Source organism: Bradyrhizobium sp. RDM12, assembly GCF_051917485.1.
Lineage (GTDB): Bacteria > Pseudomonadota > Alphaproteobacteria > Rhizobiales > Xanthobacteraceae > Bradyrhizobium.
The window spans coordinates 1,541,854-1,559,905 of the sequence record NZ_CM133064.1 but is presented as its reverse complement, the minus strand read 5'-3'; the positions used below and the strand labels follow the sequence as shown (position 1 = coordinate 1,559,905).

The 18,052-nt window shown below is 64.3% G+C and carries 14 protein-coding genes, 1 tRNA gene and 3 pseudogenes; 3 read left to right on the top strand and 15 right to left on the bottom strand.

Features of this window, described 5'->3' with window-relative positions:
• Window positions 1-7: 7 nt before the first annotated feature.
• From ACTGJ9_RS07395 to ACTGJ9_RS07380, 4 genes are all read right to left on the bottom strand, one after another.
• Entirely contained in the window at window positions 8-256 is a 249-nt protein-coding gene (locus ACTGJ9_RS07395; RefSeq protein ID WP_456676531.1) for a hypothetical protein, read from the bottom strand.
• A gap of 151 nt (window positions 257-407) precedes the next feature.
• Window positions 408-968: a carboxymuconolactone decarboxylase family protein gene (locus tag ACTGJ9_RS07390; protein ID WP_456676530.1), complete on the bottom strand. Its 561-nt coding sequence runs from the start codon at window positions 966-968 to the stop codon at window positions 408-410.
• A gap of 127 nt (window positions 969-1,095) precedes the next feature.
• A complete protein-coding gene (locus ACTGJ9_RS07385) occupies window positions 1,096-2,241 on the bottom strand; it encodes a PLP-dependent cysteine synthase family protein (protein WP_456676529.1) in 1,146 nt (381 codons plus the stop codon).
• Window positions 2,242-2,286: 45 nt separating this feature from the next.
• A complete protein-coding gene (locus ACTGJ9_RS07380) occupies window positions 2,287-2,751 on the bottom strand; it encodes an Lrp/AsnC family transcriptional regulator (RefSeq protein ID WP_456676528.1) in 465 nt (154 codons plus the stop codon).
• Window positions 2,752-2,909: 158 nt separating this feature from the next.
• Here ACTGJ9_RS07380 and ACTGJ9_RS07375 point away from each other — a divergent pair, with 158 nt between their 5' ends.
• Window positions 2,910-3,926, top strand: coding sequence for a 1-aminocyclopropane-1-carboxylate deaminase (locus ACTGJ9_RS07375; RefSeq protein ID WP_456676527.1), 1,017 nt, complete (start codon window positions 2,910-2,912; stop codon window positions 3,924-3,926).
• 12 nt (window positions 3,927-3,938) lie between these two features.
• Here the strand turns inward: ACTGJ9_RS07375 and recQ are convergent, their stop codons facing one another.
• From recQ to ACTGJ9_RS07335, 8 genes and pseudogenes are all read right to left on the bottom strand, one after another.
• Entirely contained in the window at window positions 3,939-5,804 is a 1,866-nt protein-coding gene (gene recQ / locus ACTGJ9_RS07370) for a DNA helicase RecQ (RefSeq protein ID WP_456676526.1), read from the bottom strand.
• 101 nt (window positions 5,805-5,905) lie between these two features.
• Window positions 5,906-6,649 carry a polysaccharide deacetylase family protein gene (locus ACTGJ9_RS07365; RefSeq protein WP_456676525.1) on the bottom strand — a complete coding sequence of 248 codons (744 nt, stop codon included), beginning with the start codon at window positions 6,647-6,649 and terminating at the stop codon, window positions 5,906-5,908.
• A gap of 63 nt (window positions 6,650-6,712) precedes the next feature.
• Entirely contained in the window at window positions 6,713-7,750 is a 1,038-nt protein-coding gene (gene metA / locus ACTGJ9_RS07360; protein WP_456676524.1) for a homoserine O-succinyltransferase MetA, read from the bottom strand.
• A 12-nt stretch (window positions 7,751-7,762) separates the two neighbouring features.
• Complete coding sequence (locus ACTGJ9_RS07355; protein ID WP_456676523.1) at window positions 7,763-9,064, bottom strand: O-acetylhomoserine aminocarboxypropyltransferase/cysteine synthase family protein; 1,302 nt, start codon at window positions 9,062-9,064, stop codon at window positions 7,763-7,765.
• A 340-nt stretch (window positions 9,065-9,404) separates the two neighbouring features.
• Entirely contained in the window at window positions 9,405-10,913 is a 1,509-nt protein-coding gene (locus tag ACTGJ9_RS07350; RefSeq protein ID WP_456678465.1) for an amidase family protein, read from the bottom strand.
• Window positions 10,879-11,001 (bottom strand): hypothetical protein, encoded by a 123-nt coding sequence (locus ACTGJ9_RS07345; protein WP_456678789.1) that lies wholly within the window; start codon window positions 10,999-11,001, stop codon window positions 10,879-10,881. The genes ACTGJ9_RS07350 and ACTGJ9_RS07345 overlap by 35 nt, the downstream gene beginning before the upstream one ends.
• An 80-nt stretch (window positions 11,002-11,081) precedes the next feature.
• Window positions 11,082-12,114 (bottom strand): annotated as a pseudogene (locus ACTGJ9_RS07340) (aldo/keto reductase).
• Window positions 12,115-12,125: 11 nt separating this feature from the next.
• On the bottom strand, window positions 12,126-13,307 hold the full coding sequence (locus ACTGJ9_RS07335; RefSeq protein WP_456676522.1) for an MFS transporter: 1,182 nt from the start codon (window positions 13,305-13,307) through the stop codon (window positions 12,126-12,128).
• A gap of 99 nt (window positions 13,308-13,406) precedes the next feature.
• Here ACTGJ9_RS07335 and ACTGJ9_RS07330 point away from each other — a divergent pair.
• Window positions 13,407-14,354, top strand: a pseudogene (locus ACTGJ9_RS07330) (LysR family transcriptional regulator); the annotation flags it as partial.
• A 494-nt stretch (window positions 14,355-14,848) separates the two neighbouring features.
• On the opposite strand, the gene ACTGJ9_RS07325 reads toward ACTGJ9_RS07330, so the two are convergent.
• Window positions 14,849-14,938: transfer RNA gene (locus tag ACTGJ9_RS07325), tRNA-Ser, on the bottom strand.
• A 196-nt stretch (window positions 14,939-15,134) separates the two neighbouring features.
• Here ACTGJ9_RS07325 and ACTGJ9_RS07320 point away from each other — a divergent pair.
• Window positions 15,135-15,489, top strand: a pseudogene (locus ACTGJ9_RS07320) (hypothetical protein).
• A 42-nt stretch (window positions 15,490-15,531) separates the two neighbouring features.
• Here ACTGJ9_RS07320 and ACTGJ9_RS07315 read toward each other — a convergent pair.
• Together ACTGJ9_RS07315 and otsB are read right to left on the bottom strand one after the other, a co-directional pair.
• Window positions 15,532-16,995 (bottom strand): trehalose-6-phosphate synthase, encoded by a 1,464-nt coding sequence (locus tag ACTGJ9_RS07315; protein WP_456676521.1) that lies wholly within the window; start codon window positions 16,993-16,995, stop codon window positions 15,532-15,534.
• A 233-nt stretch (window positions 16,996-17,228) separates the two neighbouring features.
• Window positions 17,229-18,050: a trehalose-phosphatase gene (gene otsB, locus ACTGJ9_RS07310; protein ID WP_456676520.1), complete on the bottom strand. Its 822-nt coding sequence runs from the start codon at window positions 18,048-18,050 to the stop codon at window positions 17,229-17,231.
• Window positions 18,051-18,052: the final 2 nt, after the last annotated feature.

The window sequence follows — 18,052 nt, the reverse complement described above, 5'->3', positions numbered from 1 at the left end:
GGCGCGACTACGCCCGCGCGTCGAGCACTGCGCGCGCCGCCCCAAGATACTCGCGCCAATGCGCGTCGGCGTAACGCTCGGCCTGGTACGCGCAGGCGATATCGGGCGCATGCGCTGCGGCGATGGTGCGGGCAAAGCGCTCTTCGGCCACCGTCGCGCCGTGGTCCGCTTGGGTCCCAGCGAAGACGGGGGCTGCGGATGGAGCCACGGCGAGCCCCGCTAGTCCGGCAAGCAAGATGCGGCGTGACGTGTTCATCGCTTTCGATCCAGATTTGTCGCGTACCGATCATGAGCGGCGAATGCGTCGCTCTGACCACAGCAAGATAGACCCGTACTTTTGTCCGGTCCAGACGCAGCAGATCGGGCAATAGCACGGGACCGGTTGCTTCTGCTGCGGATGGGTGCGGCTACTCCGGCACTGGTACGTCGAACGTATTCAGCGTGACCGAGACCATGCAGTAGATTCCGACGAGATAGGACAGCTCGGCCGCGCCGTGCTCGCCGAACTCTTTGACCGCGGCCCGATAGGTCAGCTCAGGCAGCACGCCGCCGCTGACCAGGGCAGATGCCATGTCGTAGGCGACCGCTTCCTGCTTGGTCAGATCGACCGGCCGCTGTCCCGCAACGATGGTCGCAAGCTTCTCGTCGGAGAGGCCGCGCTGCTCGGCGACCAGCACATGCGCATAGAGCTCGTAGCCGGAGCGGAAATGCGAACCGGTGACGAGGATCGCGACCTCGCGCACCGGCGCCGGTAGCAGCGGCTTCGCCGCGATCGCCTTAACCAGCTCCCACACGGGCTTGCCGAAGCGTGGCTCGCGGATCCAGGGATTCCAGGGGCCGAGCAGCGCGCCGTCGTCGCGCATGTTCACAAAGCCCTTGAAATGGTCAATGATGCCCGCCTGCATGTCGGCATACAGCGGCTTCTGTTCGTCGCTCAGCTCTTTCGGATCGAGAATGGGAAGGCGCACGGCGGGATCTCCTCGTTGAGAAGATAGAAAGCTCGCCCGCATGCGCGCGCAAGGCAAGTGAAGTTGCCGTGACGACCGTGCAATTTCGCAAATGTCAGAGAGACACCGCTATGAAGCCTTCAGGGCGTCACCGGCTCTGCGGATTGACGATATCGTCGACCGCGAGCGCCAGCGGCTGCGCGGTGTCGAGGAACGACGACAAGGCCGCCTCGAACGGCGCCGGATCGAGACCGCGCGCGGCGAGCCAGGCGGGCTCATAGTAGGTCTGCCGGTAACGCTCGCCGGAATCGCAGATCAGCGTCACCAGCGATCCCGTTCGGCCTGCCTTGCGCATCTCCGAGGCAAGCCGGCACAGCGCCAGGAAATTGGTGCCGGTAGAGCCGCCGACCGCTCGCCGCAGCCGGCGCGACAGCACGTTCATCGCGGCAATCGTGACCGCATCCGGAATCTTCATCATGCGATCGACGACGCCCGGCACGAACGACGGCTCGCACCGGGGACGGCCGACGCCTTCGATCAGCGAGGGCCGTTCGCAAACATGGGTGCGGTCCTGCGAGCGGAAGCAGTCGAAGAAAGCGGAATGCTCGACGTCGGCGACGCACAGCCGCGTCGGATATTGGCGATAGCGCAGATAGCGGCCGATGGTGGCCGAGGTGCCGCCGGTGCCCGCCCCCATCACGATCCAGTCCGGCAGCGGGTGCGGCTCGCCCTTCAACTGCGTGAAGATCGATTCGGCGATGTTGTTGTTGCCGCGCCAGTCGGTGGCGCGCTCGGCGAAGGTGAACTGGTCCATGTAGTGACCGCTCAGCCGGGTCGCGAGCGCGGCGGCCTCCGCATAGAGCGCGTGGCTGTCGTCGATCAGATGGCAATTGCCGCCATAATGCGCGATCGCGGCGATCTTTTCCGCAGAGGTCGTGCGTGGCATCACGGCGTAGAAGGGCACACCGATCATCTGCGCGAAGTACGCCTCCGACACCGCGGTCGAACCCGACGACGCCTCCACGACGGGCGTGCCTTCGCGGATATGGCCGTTGCAGAGGGCGTAGAGGAACAGCGACCGCGCCAGCCGGTGCTTCAAGCTGCCGGTCGGATGCGTGGACTCGTCTTTCAGATAGAGGTCGATGCCGGCCAGCGCCGGCACGATCAGCCGGATCAGGTGGGTGTCGGCCGTGCGGCACTGGTCGGCTTCGATCGCAGCTACGGCCTCATCGACCCAGCCGCGCCGGTAGGCCGGGGCGACAGGATCATGCGGGCGAAAGGGAAGCGGCTGCATCGGACGAATTTCTCACGATGCTCATCACGCATCAATAGCTCCGGCTCAAAACTCCAGCGGCGCGTTGTCGACGACCTCCTTCATCACGAAGAAAGTGCGGGTCTGGCGAACGCCGGGAAGCGCGATGAGCTGCTCGCCATGGATACGGTTGAAGTCCTCCATGTCGCCGACACGGATTTTGAGGAAGTAGTCGAAGTCGCCGGCGACGAGATGGCAGTCGAGCACGAATTTCAGCCTCGCAATCGCCTGCTCGAAGGTCGCAAAGCTCTCCGGGGTCGACCGGTCGAGCACGACGCCGACCATCACCAGCGTGCCCTTGGCTACCTTCTTCGGCGCCACCATGGCGCGGACCGCAGCAATAAAGCCGTCCTCAAACAGGCGCTGGGTGCGACGGTGGCAGGTGGCAGGGCTGATCCCAACGGTTTCGGCCAGCTCGGCGTTGCTAAGCCGGCCATGATTCTGCAGCAACCTCAACATCTTGAGATCGAGGCGGTCGAGACGTGCGGGCATGGAAGAAACTTCCAGATACAGGCGATATTGCGGAAGAGGTATCAGTCAGCGCGGCCGCTTTTGCAAGATCATGTGCAACATTGGCGCAATATTCGAAAGCACCTTCCTGCATGGCGATGTTAGCCCATCCCAGGTACCAACGTAGTCGGGATCATCCAATGAGACTGGACAAATTCGCGCGTTATCCGCTGACCTTCGGCCCGACGCCCATCGAGAAGCTGGAGCGGCTATCGAAGCACCTCGGCGGCAATGTCGAGATCTACGCCAAGCGTGAGGACTGCAATTCCGGCCTCGCCTATGGCGGCAACAAGCTGCGCAAGCTCGAATACATCATCCCCGATGCGATCGCCTCGAACGCCGACACGCTGGTCTCGATCGGCGGCGTGCAGTCGAACCACACCCGCATGGTCGCGGCGGTCGCCGCCAAGATTGGCATGAAGTGCCGCCTGGTCCAGGAAGCCTGGGTGCCGCACGAAGACGCGGTCTATGACCGCGTCGGCAATATCATGCTCTCGCGCATCATGGGCGCCGACGTGCGCCTGGTCGACGACGGCTTCGACATCGGCATCCGCAAGAGCTGGGAGCAGGCGATCGAGGAGGTGAAAGCCGCGGGTGGCAAGCCCTATGCGATCCCGGCCGGCGCTTCCGTGCACAAATTTGGCGGGCTCGGCTATGTCGGTTTCGCCGAGGAAGTGCGCAAGCAGGAGCAAGAGCTCGGCTTCAAGTTCGACTACATCATCGTCTGCACCGTGACCGGTTCGACCCATGCGGGCATGCTGGTCGGCTTTGCCGCCGACGGCCGCGCGCGAAAAGTGATCGGCATCGATGGGTCGTTCACGCCGGCGCAGACCAAGGCACAGGTGCTCGAGATTGCGCAGAACACGGCAAAGCTCGTCGAGCTCGGCAAGGACATTGTGGCAGACGATGTCGTGCTGATCGAGGACTACGCCTATCCCGCCTATGGCGTGCCGTCGGAGGAGACCAAGGAGGCGATCCGCCTCACCGCACGGTTAGAGGCGATGATCACCGACCCCGTCTATGAAGGCAAATCGATGCAGGGCCTGATCGACCTGACCCGGAAGGGCCATTTCGAGAAGGGCGCGAAGATACTCTACGCGCACCTGGGCGGTGCGCCGGCGCTGAATGGCTACGGGTACGCGTTCCGGAACGGGTGAGAAAGAGGCGCGCTACCGCGTCCGCACGATCTGCAGCAGTTCATCGCCGTAGTGCTCGAGCTTCTTGTCGCCGATGCCGGGGACGTTGCGCAACTCGTCCAGCGTGGTCGGCCAGGCCCGGACGATGCCGTCGATGGTGGCGTCGTGCAGCACGACATAGGCCGGCACGCCGCGCTCGCGCGCGATATCCGAGCGCCAGGCGCGCAACCGCGCTCGCAATTCGGGATCGACATCGCCTTGCGGAGCATTGGCCGCCGGCGCGAGGTCGCCGCGGCGGGATTTCGCGCGACTTGACCGAACGCGAGTGCCGGGCGCTTGCTCGCGCAGCCATACCTCGGTTTCGCCGCGCAGCACGCCGCGCGCAGAATCCGTCAGCTTCAGCGCGCCAAAGGCTTCACTGTCGCTCCGCAAATGCCCCATCGCCACCAATTGCCGCAGCACGGTGCGCCACTGCTTCTCATTGAGTTCGCGTCCGATCCCGAACACCGACAGTTTGTCGTGGCCGAACTGGGTCGCCTTCTCGGTCAGGCGTCCGATCAACACATCGATCAGATGCATCGCGCCGAAACGTTGTCCGGTGCGGTAGGCGCAGGAGAGCAGCTTTTGCGCCAGTACCTTGCCGTCGCGCATTTGCGGCGGGCTCAGGCAATTGTCGCAATTGCCGCAAGTCTCGCCATGCGAGGTCTCGCCGAAATAACCGAGCAGTCGCTTGCGCCGGCACTGCGCAGTCTCGGCGAGCCCGACCAGCGCGTCGAGCTTGCCGATCGACACGCGTTTGAAGTCATCGGAGCCACTGGACTCGTCGATCATGCGGCGCTGTTGCACGATGTCGGAGAGGCCGTAGGCCATCCACGCCGCCGACGGCTTGCCGTCGCGCCCCGCACGCCCGGTTTCCTGGTAGTAGGCCTCGATGCTCTTGGGCAAATCGAGATGGGCGACGAAGCGCACGTCGGGCTTGTCGATGCCCATGCCGAAGGCGATGGTCGCGACGATGACGATGCCGTCCTCGTTGAGGAAGCGGTCCTGATTGCGCGAACGCACCTGGCTGTCGAGCCCGGCATGATAGGGCAGCGCCGCAATGCCGGACTCGGCGAGTGCGGCAGCAACCTCCTCGACGCGGTTACGGGACAGGCAATAGACCACGCCCGCGTCTCCGGCGTGACGTTCCCGGATGAACTCCTTCAGCTGCGACACCGCATTGCGCTTGTCGACGATCTCGTAGCGGATGTTGGGCCGGTCGAAGCTCGAGACGAATTGCGGGCTATCTGTCAGCTGGAGCCGCTGGACGATCTCTTTCCGCGTCAGGTCGTCGGCGGTCGCGGTCAGCGCGATACGCGGCACGTCGGGGAAGCGTTCGGCGATGATGGAGAGGCCGACATATTCGGGCCGGAAGTCATGCCCCCATTGCGAGACGCAATGCGCTTCGTCGATCGCGAAAAGCGCCACCTTGGCCTGCGCCAGTATCGACAGGCAGCGTGGCGTCAGCAGGCGTTCCGGCGCGACATAGAGCAGGTCGAGATCGCCCGCGATCAGGCGCCGCTCGATGTCGGAGGCCTCCTGCGATGTCAGCGACGAGTTCAGCGCGGCGGCGTTGACGCCGGCCTCAAGCAGGCCCGCAACCTGATCGCGCATCAGCGCGATCAGCGGCGAGACCACGATACCGCAGCCCTCACGCAACAGGGACGGCAATTGATAGCACAACGACTTGCCGCCGCCGGTCGGCATCAGCACCAGGCAATTGCCGCCGTTCGTAACGTGCCGGATGATTTCGCCTTGCGCGCCCCGGAACCCGGGCAGGCCGAACACCGAATGCAGCACCGACAGCGCATCGCGGCCATCGGTCGGCGCTGGCAGCGGAGCGGTGGAAGGGGCGGACATGGGCGTGTCGGGGCTTTGCGAGATTCGTCACAACGCCAGTCGCATGACGGCGCCGGCGTTGCAAGTCCATCTTCTCCGCGCAAGCAGGCACAGGCTAAAAGCTACGCCCCGATCCTGCGCAGCGCCTCGGCGATCGTCACGATCGGCATGTTGCGCTTTTCCGCAGCTTTCAACGCATGGCGCATCAGGGCCGGCGTGCAGCCATAGGGGCTCGGCGCGTCGGCGACATCGTGGCCGTAGAAGATCAGCCAGCCGCCGCTTGTGATCGCCTCGTCGAAATAACGATCTACGCCCGCCGTATCGATCTCGCAATTGACCAACGGCGAAGCGCGCAGGAACTGCAGATCGATCACATCGCTGTTGACGCCCGGAAGGATGCCTCGCGCGGAGCGGAAGCTTTGGGCGAGTTGCGGTTTGCGCCAGACCGAGGCGAGGCCATACGGATAGGCGAAATTCTCGAGCCGGATCGAGGAGTCGATGCCGAGAAAATAACTGCGGTTCCGCTCGATCTCGCGCGCCATCGCGCTCTCGTCGAGATCGACGGCGCGCAAATGCGAGAACGTGTGGCAAGCAATCTCGTGGCCGCCGCGATGCAGCCGGACGATCGCATCGTTCGACAGGCCGTGCCAGTGGTCTCCCGGCTGATCGATCAAGCTGCCGGCGAGATAGAACGTGCCGCGCCCGCCATGCGCTTCCAGCAACGAGGCGCCCTCGCCTGCGGCGCTGTCGGGGGCGTCATCGAAGGTGAAGCTCACCATCGGCGCCTGCGCCGGCAAGCGGTGCGGCGTGGCGCGGAAATGCCGGGCCAGCCGATTGCTCAAGCGTCCGTTGAGGACCGACAGCACGGGTGCATTCCCTGTGATTGCATATTTCTCTACTGAAACATTTGCGCGCGGCCTGAGGCAAGCTTAACGCTTGGGTAATCCTAATGCTGAACCAACAGCCCCGGCTTGACGCGCCGGCAGCGGCGCTTCCGCGCCGATATACTGCAGCCAATTGCGGAAAAGCGCGGCCGCGGCGCTGCCGGCCGCAATATCGGTTCGCAAGGTCAGCGCCGGCAATTCATTAGTCAGTGCCGGGTGCCGCTGGTGCCTTGCCCGCTTTTCGAAGCGTGCGAGTCTTTCCTCCGTCACTGCGTCAAAATAGCTCACGGGCAGCGCCGGATAGGCCTCCCGCTCGCGGGCGAGGAAGCGGCCGACGTCGCGCAAATATTCGCGCTGTAGCGACAGCGCGTCATATTCCGGGTGCCCCTGGAAGAACACGAAGCGGCTGTCGTACTGGCGGACGAAGACGTCGACGCCAGCCTCGGCCGACCGGGTCAGCACCTGATAGCCGGCCTGCGTAAGATCTCCCTCGGTGACTTCGTTGAGGCGCGAATGCGAAACCTTGAGCGGCGCCGGCGCATCGCGCGTCAGCGCGTCGCCTGTCACAGTCTCGCAGTCGAAGACGCCATGACATTTAGATGGCAGCCGCTGCCGTTCGATGCGATCGAGGTGCAGCACCGCCGCATGGGCGGCAAGGCATGACCAGATCGTCGAGCGGGTATTGGTCCTGGCCCAGTCGATCAACTCGGTGAGGTCGCGCCAGTACGGCTCCCGATCGAGCTCGGACGCGACCGGTTCGGCACCGGTCACGATCAGCCCGTCGAACTTCCGACGCTTGAGATCAGAGAGATCGGAGTATTCGCTCTCGACGTGCCACTTGGCTTCCGGCGAGCGTTTCACCGACGGCAGCGAGAAGCAATGGAAGCGGATGCGGCGCGGCCCTGCAGCAGCCTGGAGCAGCTTCATGAACTGCCGCTCGGTCGCCTTCAGCGCCGTATCAGGCATGTTGTTGATCAGCCCGATGTTGAGCTCGGTGCCGGCATGATTGCGCACGAGGTCGCCTTCGGCCGGCACCAGCGCCGGGCTTGCGATACCTTGATCCCTGTCGATCAAGACGCTCATCGGCCCGATTGCCTACTCCGCCGCCTGAAGACGCGCGGCCGGACAGGCCTTTTCCAGCGCCTGGTCGATGTCCTCGATGATATCAGCGGCATGCTCAATGCCGATCGAGAGGCGGATCGTCTCCGGCAGTACACCGGCTGTGCGCTGCTGCTCCGGCGACATTTGCCGGTGCGTGGTCGAGGCCGGATGGCAGGCCAGCGACTTGGCGTCGCCGATATTGACGAGCCGGGTGATCAGCTTCAGCGCATCATAGAACGTCTTGCCGGCTTCCATGCCGCCCTTGATGCCAAAGGTGAACAGCGAGGAGGCGTTGCCGTCGAGATACTTCTGGACGAGCGGATAATAGGGGCTGTCCGGGAACCCGGTATAGTTGACCCAGGCAACGCGCGGATCGTTGCGGAGGAATTCGGCGACCTTGCGGGCGTTCTCGCAATGGCGCTCCATGCGCAGCGCCACCGTCTCAATGCCCTGAAGCAGCAGGAAGGCGTTGAACGGCGACAATACCGAACCCATGGTGCGCTGATAGATGCTGCGCGCGCGCTCGATATAGGCGGTCTTGCCGAAGCGCTCGGCATAGACGAGGCCGTGATAGGAGGCGTCCGGCTTGTTGTAGCCTGGGAAGCGATCGGCGTGCTTGGCCCAGGGGAAATTTCCGGAATCGACGATGGCGCCGCCGAGCGTGGTGCCATGGCCACCCAAAAACTTGGTCAGCGAATGCACGGCGATGTCGGCGCCATAGTCGAACGGCTTGAGCAGGATGGGCGTGGCGACGGTGTTGTCGACGATCAGCGGCACGCCGTGGGCATGCGCGATCCGGGCCAGCGCCTCGATGTCGCAGACATTGCCGGCGGGATTGCCGATGGTCTCGGCGAATACTGCCCGGGTATTCTCGTCGATCAGCTTCTCGATCGCCTCGGGCTTGTCACTCTCGGCGAAGCGGCCCGTGATGCCCTGTCGCGGCAGAATGTGCGAGAGCAGCGTGTGGGTGGTACCGTATAGCTGCGGCACAGATACGATGTTGCCGCCGTGGTCGGCGACATTGACGAAGGCGAAATGCAGCGCTGCCTGGCCGGTCGCCACTGCGAGCGCGCCGACGCCGCCTTCGAGCTGGGCGATGCGCTTCTCCAGCACTGCGCTGGTCGGATTGGCGATGCGGCTATAGCGATAGCCCTCGGCCTCGAGATTGAAAAGGGCCGCGCCGTGGTCGGCGCTGTCGAAGGCGTAGGCGGCGGTCTGGTAGATCGGCACGGCAACCGCGTGCGTGGTGGCCTCGGGCTCGTAGCCGGCGTGAATAGCGATCGTCTCGTTGCGCATCGTGCCACCTCCGCGTGGAGCGGGCCGCACTTATCGGCCTGTATGAGGCATGTGCGTTGTCCGCCGTCCCTCTGTTAGAGGCGGGTGGTAAAGCGGACAATAATTCGCTTAGAGATCGAGGAAGTAACCCTAATGGCTATTGGTGAATTGGCTAAAATTTGAATCAATTGGGATTAATCAATTGCTCTCAGCTTACCGAAATGAGTCGGACTTCTCAGAGAATGGCGACTCGCCGAAGTGATGCAGGATGATCGGAGGATTGTCCGGCATGGTTCATCTCTCGGATTTGTTGTCAGTCCCTTCTCCCGTACGGGAGAAGGGACGCGCCGATTTTATCACCCTACTCCATCGTCTCCCAGAGCCGGTGGGTCAATACGCCCGCGCGCTTCTCGACCGCGGCGGCAGCGTCCAGCGCCAGATCCTCGCGATAGCGGCCTGCGATGAGCTGGACGCCGATCGGCTTGCCGTCGTGCACGGCCACCGGCACCACGGCGCCGGGCAGCCCCAGCACGTTGATCGCTGAGATGAAGCGGATCTCACCCCAGAAGATTTCCTGCACCCGTTCGGCACTGACGGTGTCGTCGCGCGGTCCCGGCGTCGGCTTTACCGTGGTCGGCGCCAGCACCACCGGATACTCTTCGAAGAACAATTGCCAGGCGCGGATATGGCCGTTGCGCGCGGCTGTCGCCTGCATCCACGCCTTGAGATCGAGCACGTTGGCCTTGATCTTCATGCCGCCCCACGCCTTGTGGAAGTCCTCCGACGTGACCTTCAGCATGCCGGCCTCCTGCATCACCACCGTCTCGTTGGTGATGATGTCGCACCAGGTCTGCCAGACGCCGTTGATGTCGGGCACCTCGACCTCGCTGACGCGATAGCCTGAGCGCTCCAAATGATCGGCGGCCTGGCGAAGCGCCGCGCTCACCGCCGAATCGACCGCCATGTCGCCCGGGATCCTGGCCAGCGCGACCTTGATCGGGCCCTTCGGCTTCGGCCCGCTCAACGGCGCCGGCACCCACCAGGGATCGCGCGGATCGCGCTGGCTCATTACCTCCAGCGCAAGGCGTACGTCACCGACGTGGCGGGCGAGCGGCCCCTGCGCCGACATCAAATGCGCCAGCATCGGCCGTTCGGCGGTGGCACTTCCGTTGAAGGCCGGGATGCGCCCCTGCGTCGGCTTGATGGTAGCAACACCATTGCAATGCGCCGGCCAGCGCAGCGAGCCGCCGATGTCGTTGCCATGCGCGATAGTGCCAATGCCGGCGGCAACCGCCGAACCCGCGCCGCCCGAGGAGCCGCCGCAGGTGATGTTCGGGTCCCAGGGATTGAGCGTCAGTCCGTGCAGCGGATTGTCAGTGAAGCCACGGAACGAGAATTCGGGCGTATTGGTGAGACCGAGAACGATCGCGCCGGCCTTCTTCAGGTTGCGCACCACGGGCGAATCCGACGGCGCGACAAGGTCCTTGTTGGCGGGAACGCCATTGAAATTGGGCCGGCCTTCGAAGTCGACATTCTCCTTGATGGTGACAGGCACGCCGTGCAGCAGGCCGAGCTCGCCGCCCTTGGCGCGCTGCTCGTCGGCCGCATGCGCGACCTTCAGCGCGTCCTCGCCGAGATCGACGACGACCGCGTTCAGCCGGGGGTTGACCGCATGCATTCGCTCCAGATGCGCCTCGACGGTTTCTACCGCAGAGATTACGCCGGAGCGGATCGCGGCCGCGGTCTCCACTGCCGACCATTGCCAGGCCGGCCCCTTGGGACGGCGCGCGGCGGCCGATTTGCGCACTGGCGACGCGACGTTCTTGGTGGTCCCTTTACGCACCGGACTCTTCTTGCCAGAGGTTTTCACTGCTTTCTTCGAAATCTTTTTTGCCTTCGCCGTCTTGTTCGCCACGCCGCATCTCCTGAAATTGCGCGGCGAAGGTTACGGAGGGCATACGGGCCTGTACAGGTCCGTTTCTGCATGGCGCGTTAGCGGCAATCACCAATGCGACCAAATGTCAGCGGCCGCCGCCGCTCATACCGGCGGCGGGTTCAGTCGCGCAAATCCGTCTTGGATGCGATAGGGATAGTAGGGATAAGGCGCCATCACCGCGCTGACCGCGTCGAGCCGCTTGAGGTGATCCACGCTCAGCGACCAGCCGATAGCACCAAGATTGTCGCGCAACTGCGCCTCGTCGCGAGCACCGATGATCACGGATGATACCGTTGGACGCGACAGCAGCCAGGCGATAGCGACCTGCGGCACGGTACGGCCGGTCTCTTCGGCAATCGCGTCGAGCACATCGACGATCGCATAGAGCCGCTGCTCGTCCACGGGTGGACCGAACTGCGCCGTCGCATGCAGACGACTGTTTTGCGGCAAGGGCTGATCGCGCCGGATCTTGCCGGTGAGACGGCCCCAGCCGAGCGGGCTCCAGACCAGCGCGCCGACACCCTGATCGCGCGCGAGCGGCATCAGCTCCCACTCATAGTCGCGGCCGAGCAGCGAGTAATAGACCTGATGCGCGACATAGCGCGGCCAGCCGTGACGATCGGCGATCGCCTGCGACTTCATCAACTGCCAGCCGGCGAGATTGGAGACGCCGACATAGCGCAGCTTGCCGGCGCGCACGAGCGTGTCGAGCGTGGACAGCACCTCCTCGATCGGAGAAGGCGTCGAAGGCATGGAGTTGGAGCAGATCGATATAGTCCGTGCCGAGACGCCGCAGCGCCGATTCCACCGAGGCGAGCAGGCGATGCCGGGAGGAACCGGCATCGAGCGGGCCGTCGCCCATCGGCAGGCTCATCTTGGTCGAGATCAGCACCTTGCCGCGTCGGCCCTTGATCGCGGCGCCGAGAATCTCCTCGGAGGCGCCGTTCGAATAGACGTCGGCGCGGTCGAACAGATTGACGCCGGCCTCGAGGCAGATGTCGACCAGCGTGCGTGCCTCATCAGTGCCGCTGCGGCCCCAGGCCGAGAATAGCGGGCCTTGGCCGCCAAAGGTGCCGGTGCCGAAGCTGAGAACGGCCACCTTGAGTCCGGAAGCGCCGAGATTGCGGTATTCCATGTGCGTCTCCCCTATTCCGCCGGGCACGCCGCGACGGCGGCCTGTCTGCGATCGAGCTGCAGGCTCCACAGCGCCAGCACGAGTCCGACCGCGGTGATGCCGGCCGCAACCAGCGGCAGCGCGGAGAGGCCGAACCCGCGATCGATGGTGACGCCGCCGGCCCAGGCACCGAGCGCATTGCCGAGATTGAACGCGGCGATGTTGAGGCTCGAGGCAAGCGTGCGGCCGCTCGGGCCGGCCGCCTCCAGCACACGCAGCTGCAGCGGCGCAACGGTCGCAAACGCCGCGATGCCGAGCAGCAGTACCAGCGCGATGGTGGGTATCTTGCCCGATAGCACGGCGGAGAGACCAAGCAGCACGATGGCGAGCGCGGCGAGCGTGCCGGTCAGCGCGCGGGCGAGACCACGATCGGCGAGCTTGCCGCCGGCGACATTGCCGATCGCAAGCCCGACTCCGAACACCAGCAGGATCGGCGAAACGGCGGCCTCCGAGAAGCCGGTGAAGCGCGTCACGATCGGCTGGATATATGTGAAAACGACGAACAGGCCGGCAAAGCCGAACACGGTCATGGCGAGGCCGAGCAGCACCTGTCCTCGTCCGAGCACGGCGATCTCCTCGGCCAGCGAGATCGGCTTGTCGCCGTTGCCGACATGCCCGGGCACCAGCGCCGCGACCACCGCAAAGGCGATCACACCGATCACCGTCACCGCCCAGAACGCCGCGCGCCAGCCGAGCATCACGCCGAGCCAGGCGCCGAAGGGCACGCCGAGCAGGGTCGCGACCGTGAGGCCGATGAACATGGTCGATATCGCCGAGGCGCGTTTGTCCTCGGCAACCAGACTCGTGGCAACGACCGAACCGACACCGAAGAACGTGCCGTGCGCGAGCGAGGTCAGCACGCGCGCCGCCATTAGGAGCTCATAGTTCGGCGCGAGCGCACACGCTGCATTGCCGAGCGTAAAGATCGCCATCAGCGCCAGCAGTACGGTCTTCCGCGGCAGCCGACGTGTCGCGAGCGTCAGCACCGGCGCGCCGACGAACACGCCGAGCGCATAGCCGGAGATGAGCAGGCCCGCGACCGGCACGGAGACATGCATGTCGGCGGCGACCTGGAGCAGCAGGCCCATGATGATGAATTCGGTGGTACCGATACCGAAGGCACCGGCAGTGAGCGCGAGGACGGCGGGAGGCATGCGTGGCTCCGATGGATGAAGACGAGCCACGCAGATAGCCGCACCTGCGCAAAACCATTAGAATATCCGCAATCCAATCATTTGTGACGTGAATTCAACATGGCCCGTTTCGACACCAACCGCTCCGCCGAGATGGAGGTTTTCGCCCGCGTCATCGACCTCGGCGGGTTCACCCAGGCCGCACGAAAACTGCGCCTGACGCCATCGGGCGTCAGCAAGCTGATCTCGCGGCTGGAGGCGCGGCTCGGCTCGCGGCTCATCAACCGCACCACGCGCAAGCTGACGCTGACGGAGGAAGGCCAGGCCTTCTACCAGCGCGCCGTGCGCATCCTCGGCGAGATGGAGGAAGCCGAACGTGAAGCCCCATCCGGCGCCACGCCGCGCGGTCGCCTCACGGTGAACAGCAACATTCCCTTCGGCATGCTGCATGTGATGCCGCTGATCCCGCGCTTTCTCGCGGAGCATCCCGACGTCACGCTCGATCTGGTGCTGACCGACACGCTGATCGACCTGATGCAGGAGCGCGCCGATGTCGCCATCCGCGCCGGCCCCCTGCGCGCCTCACGCCTCATCGCGCGCAAACTCGGCACCAGCCGCATGGTCGTCGTCGGCGCGCCGGATTACCTCGCACGCGCGGGCACGCCGAAGACGCCGGCGGATCTCGCCGATCACCGCGGCATCGGCTGGACGTTTCCGCGCTCGATCCGCGGCTGGCCGTTCAAGCGCGGCGACCGCACCGAGGAAGCCGTGCCGCCGCCGGCCACGCGCGCCAGCGACGGCGAGATAGCCCGCCGCCTTGCGCTCGGCGGCGTCGGCCTTGCCCGTCTCGCCCTCTTCCACATCGGCCCCGACATCGAGGCCGGACATCTTGTTCCGGTTCTTCAAAACTACAATCCCGGCGACCGCGAGGACATCCACGCCGTCTATGTCGGTCACACAGCGCCGCTGCCCGCGCGGGTGCGCGCCTTCATCGACTTTCTCGCCGAGCACGTGCGGGTGAACGACCCCACGCTGAAGCGCGTGGGAGAGGGAAAATGGCGTGTCATCCGTGGAAAGCTAGACGCCAGCCCTCACCGGCGCGGCTTCTCGGACATCGGCTGGAGTCGATGGTCTGCATTCCGACGAGAAATCTGGCGCTATCGGCCTCGGCGATCTCCCCGATCTTGTCCACCAGCCATTCGGTCAAGTCCAGCATGGCGGACTTCGAGCGGCGCGTCGCCAGCCATGATGTCATCGTCCGTCCCGAGACCGGCACCTTCTACGACGACTCGCCTTGTTACGAGCTGATGATCGCTTTCGACCTTGTCGCCGACCCTTATGATTTCAACACGCGCAGGTACACCGAGGTGTTTGTGAGGGATTGTGGGACGCGTGGGTCGCCGGCGCGACATCGTCGAGTTGGCGGAAGGCTACCGTCTGACTCCCAAGGCCGAGGCGACCCTGCTCGGGCGCTTGGCGACGATTGCCGGCCCCTAAGTCAATAAACCAGCGCGATGATCCGAGATTGATGCGATCCAAACAACGTTCAAAAATCGCGCAAGTGGCGGAGAGAGTGGGATTCGAACCCACGGTACGGTTTCCCGCACACACGCTTTCCAAGCGTGCGCCTTAAGCCACTCGGCCATCTCTCCGGAGCGCCCTCTCTTGAAGGGGCGCCGGTGATTTTGCAAGGGATCGCAGATAAAACGCGTGAATTTTCCGCAACGTGTTGTAATTACAAGAAAATATGTCGCATCACGAAACCGCCCGGAACCTGTCTAAGGCTGAACCAGGCGCGGGTTTGGCGCGACGATTCACGCGATGACGCCAAACACCCGCTGGGACACAATGACCATCTGCAAAGCCATTGCCGCGCTGGGCCTGATTTTGGCCCTTGTCTTGGCTCTTGGCGCCGCCTTGACCGCGTCGGCAAGCGCACAGGCCTGCACCCCGTCAGGGCATTGATGTCACCTGCGACGATGGGCGGCGCGGGGTGCTTTCGGGCGATACCGTCCTCTGGCCGGACGGGACCCGTTCCAGTTCAACCCCGCACCAGAGCGTGATCATTGGCAACAAAAGCTCGGTGCATATCGGACCCGGCGTGTTCGTCGGCCAAGGCAAGGGCGTGGTGCCAATGGACGATCCGAACGCGCCGAACAAGCGGTCGTGCGCGATTCTGGACGGCGTGTCGTATTGCTATTGAGGCTCGCCCCTCCCGGTAAGAACGGCGCGAAGGAGCAGCGAGTCAGATCAACCGCACACCCGATATCGCGGACTTCAACCAGCGCAGCGCCTGCGGCGGCTGCGTGGCGAGCGGAGCGGCCGCGACCTTCTCGGTGCGGCACTTCTCGAGCTCGGCGACGAAATCGGACGACCATTGCTGGATGGTGTGGCCACGCAGCGTCTTCATCATCGCATCCCAGCGCATCTTGCGTTCGGCAAGCGGCATCGCGGCGGCGACCGCGATGGCGCGGGCCATGCCGTCGATGTCGTGCGGATTGACCAGCAGCGCTGTCTCGAGCTCGTTGGCGGCACCGGCGAACTTCGACAGCACCAGCACGCCGGGATCGGCCGGGTTTTGCGCGGCGACATATTCCTTGGCGACAAGGTTCATGCCGTCATGCAGCGGCGTCACCACGCCGATCTGCGCGGTGCGATAAAGGCCCGCCAGCACGGTCTGGCTGAAACCCTTGTTGAGATAGCGGATCGGCGTCCAGTCGACTTCGCCATGTCGGCCGTTAACGTCGGTGACGAGGCGGGCGACTTCGTTCTGGAGATTGCCATACGCCTCGATCGCGCCGCGCGACGGGTTGGCGATCTGCAGCAGCGAGATGCTGCGCGCGAACTGCGGCTGATCGGTCCAGAGACGGTCGAACGCGCTGATGCGGTTGACGAGTCCCTTCGAATAGTCGAGCCGGTCGACGCCGATCGCAAGCCGCTCACCATTGAGGCTGCGGCGCAGGCGCGAGACGTCCGGGTGCGAGGCCGATTTCGCGGCATAAGCTGCGAACTTCTCGGCGTCGATACCGATCGGAAACACTTCGCAGCGGGTCCGTCCATGCTGCGAGAGCACCACGCCGTCCTCGACGTCGAGGCCGAGCTCGCCGCCGGCATAACCAAGGAAATTCTGACAATCCTCCTCGGTCTGGAAACCGAGCAGGTCGTAAGCCAGCATGGCCGCGATCAGTTCGCGATGATTGGGCACGCCCTGCATCACCGCGGCGACCGGCCATGGCGTGTGCAGGAAGAAACCGATGGGATCATCGACGCCGAGATCGCGCAGCTCCGCGCCGAGCGCGAGGAAATGATAATCCTGCACCCAGAACGCTGTCTGTGCCTTGCGGAAGCGCATCAAGGCGCGCGCCATGAACGCGTTGACCTCGCGATAGCTGACATAGTCGTCGCGCGAGACGCGGATCAAATCGCTGCGCGAATGCAGCGCCGGCCACAGCGCCGAATTGGCGAAACCTTCGTAGTAGCCGCCGTAATGCGCTGCTGGCAGATCCAGCGTCGCAATCGCGCCAGAGCCCAGCGCCTCGATCTCGGCGAAAGGCTCCTTCTGATGGCCGTCACGAACGCGACCGGAGGAACCCACCCAGATGGCACCCGAATGCTCCACGACCGGAAGCAATGCCGCAGCGAGGCCGCCGGTCATGGGCTCGTTGGGTTTCCCGCGCGCAACTCGATTCGAAATGACGACTAAATTCACAGGTCGTCCCCTCCTGTTCATTCCACCCCGTTTAACTGCCGTTCATCAATATGGTTCCGGTCATCATTTCTGCGAAATGAAACCAAAGTCAGGCGCGCGCGCTGGAACCAGTTTTCCTGGGGAACCCGGGGATTTCATTCTGGAAAGAGAGCCTTGGCGTGAAATTTACGGGGCTTGAGTTAACCCGTAATGGAACTGCACGCGTCACAATGTGGCTCTGCGATGACGATGCCTTATTCCAACCTTGTATCGTCGAGCAGGTGCGCGAGGAACGCACGCACATCGTTCGGCGCATCGAAGTGGCCGTTGACGCCGACGGCGCGGCGGCCCACCGAGAACGAGAGCCCGTCCATCTCGGGCATGATCGCGAACACGGTTTCATCGGTGACGTCGTCGCCGATGAAGATCGGGCGGCGCCCCTTGAAAGGCTCGTGCTTCATCAGCTCGCGCACGCCGGTTGCCTTGGTGAAACCGGAATGCTTGATCTCGCAAACGAACTTGCCGGGCAGCACCTCGATCGGCGCATTGGGCAGATCGGCCCGGATCAGCGAGACGGCTTCATAGATCGCCTTCTCCGCATGCGGCGCGAGACGGTAATGCAGCGCCAGCGAATAGCCCTTGTCCTCGAGCAGAATGCCGGGACTGAGCTTTGCGATCGCGGCCAGCCGCCGCTTCAGTTCCTTGTCCATCGGCGGCGCGTGAACGTCGTCGGCTTCGCTGGCCACCGACAGCCGCATCTCCGCACCGTGACCGGCGACGGCGCGAAACACATCCGGCGCAAAGATCAGATCGATGTCGTTGAGCGAGCGACCGCTCACCATGGCCAGTGCACCTGAGGTGCGTTCCGTCAGCCGGTTCAGCGTTTCCGACAAGCCCGGCGGCACCCACACCTCGCGCGGCGTCGGCATCAAATCCAGCAGCGTTCCGTCGATATCGAGCAGGATCGCGGTCTCACCAAGATGCGGGACGAGTGCATGCGGCACCGGCACGGCATCGGGCGCTTCTTCGTCGAGCATGGCGTGCTTCTGATCCAATTCAGCGAGTTCCGATTTCATGA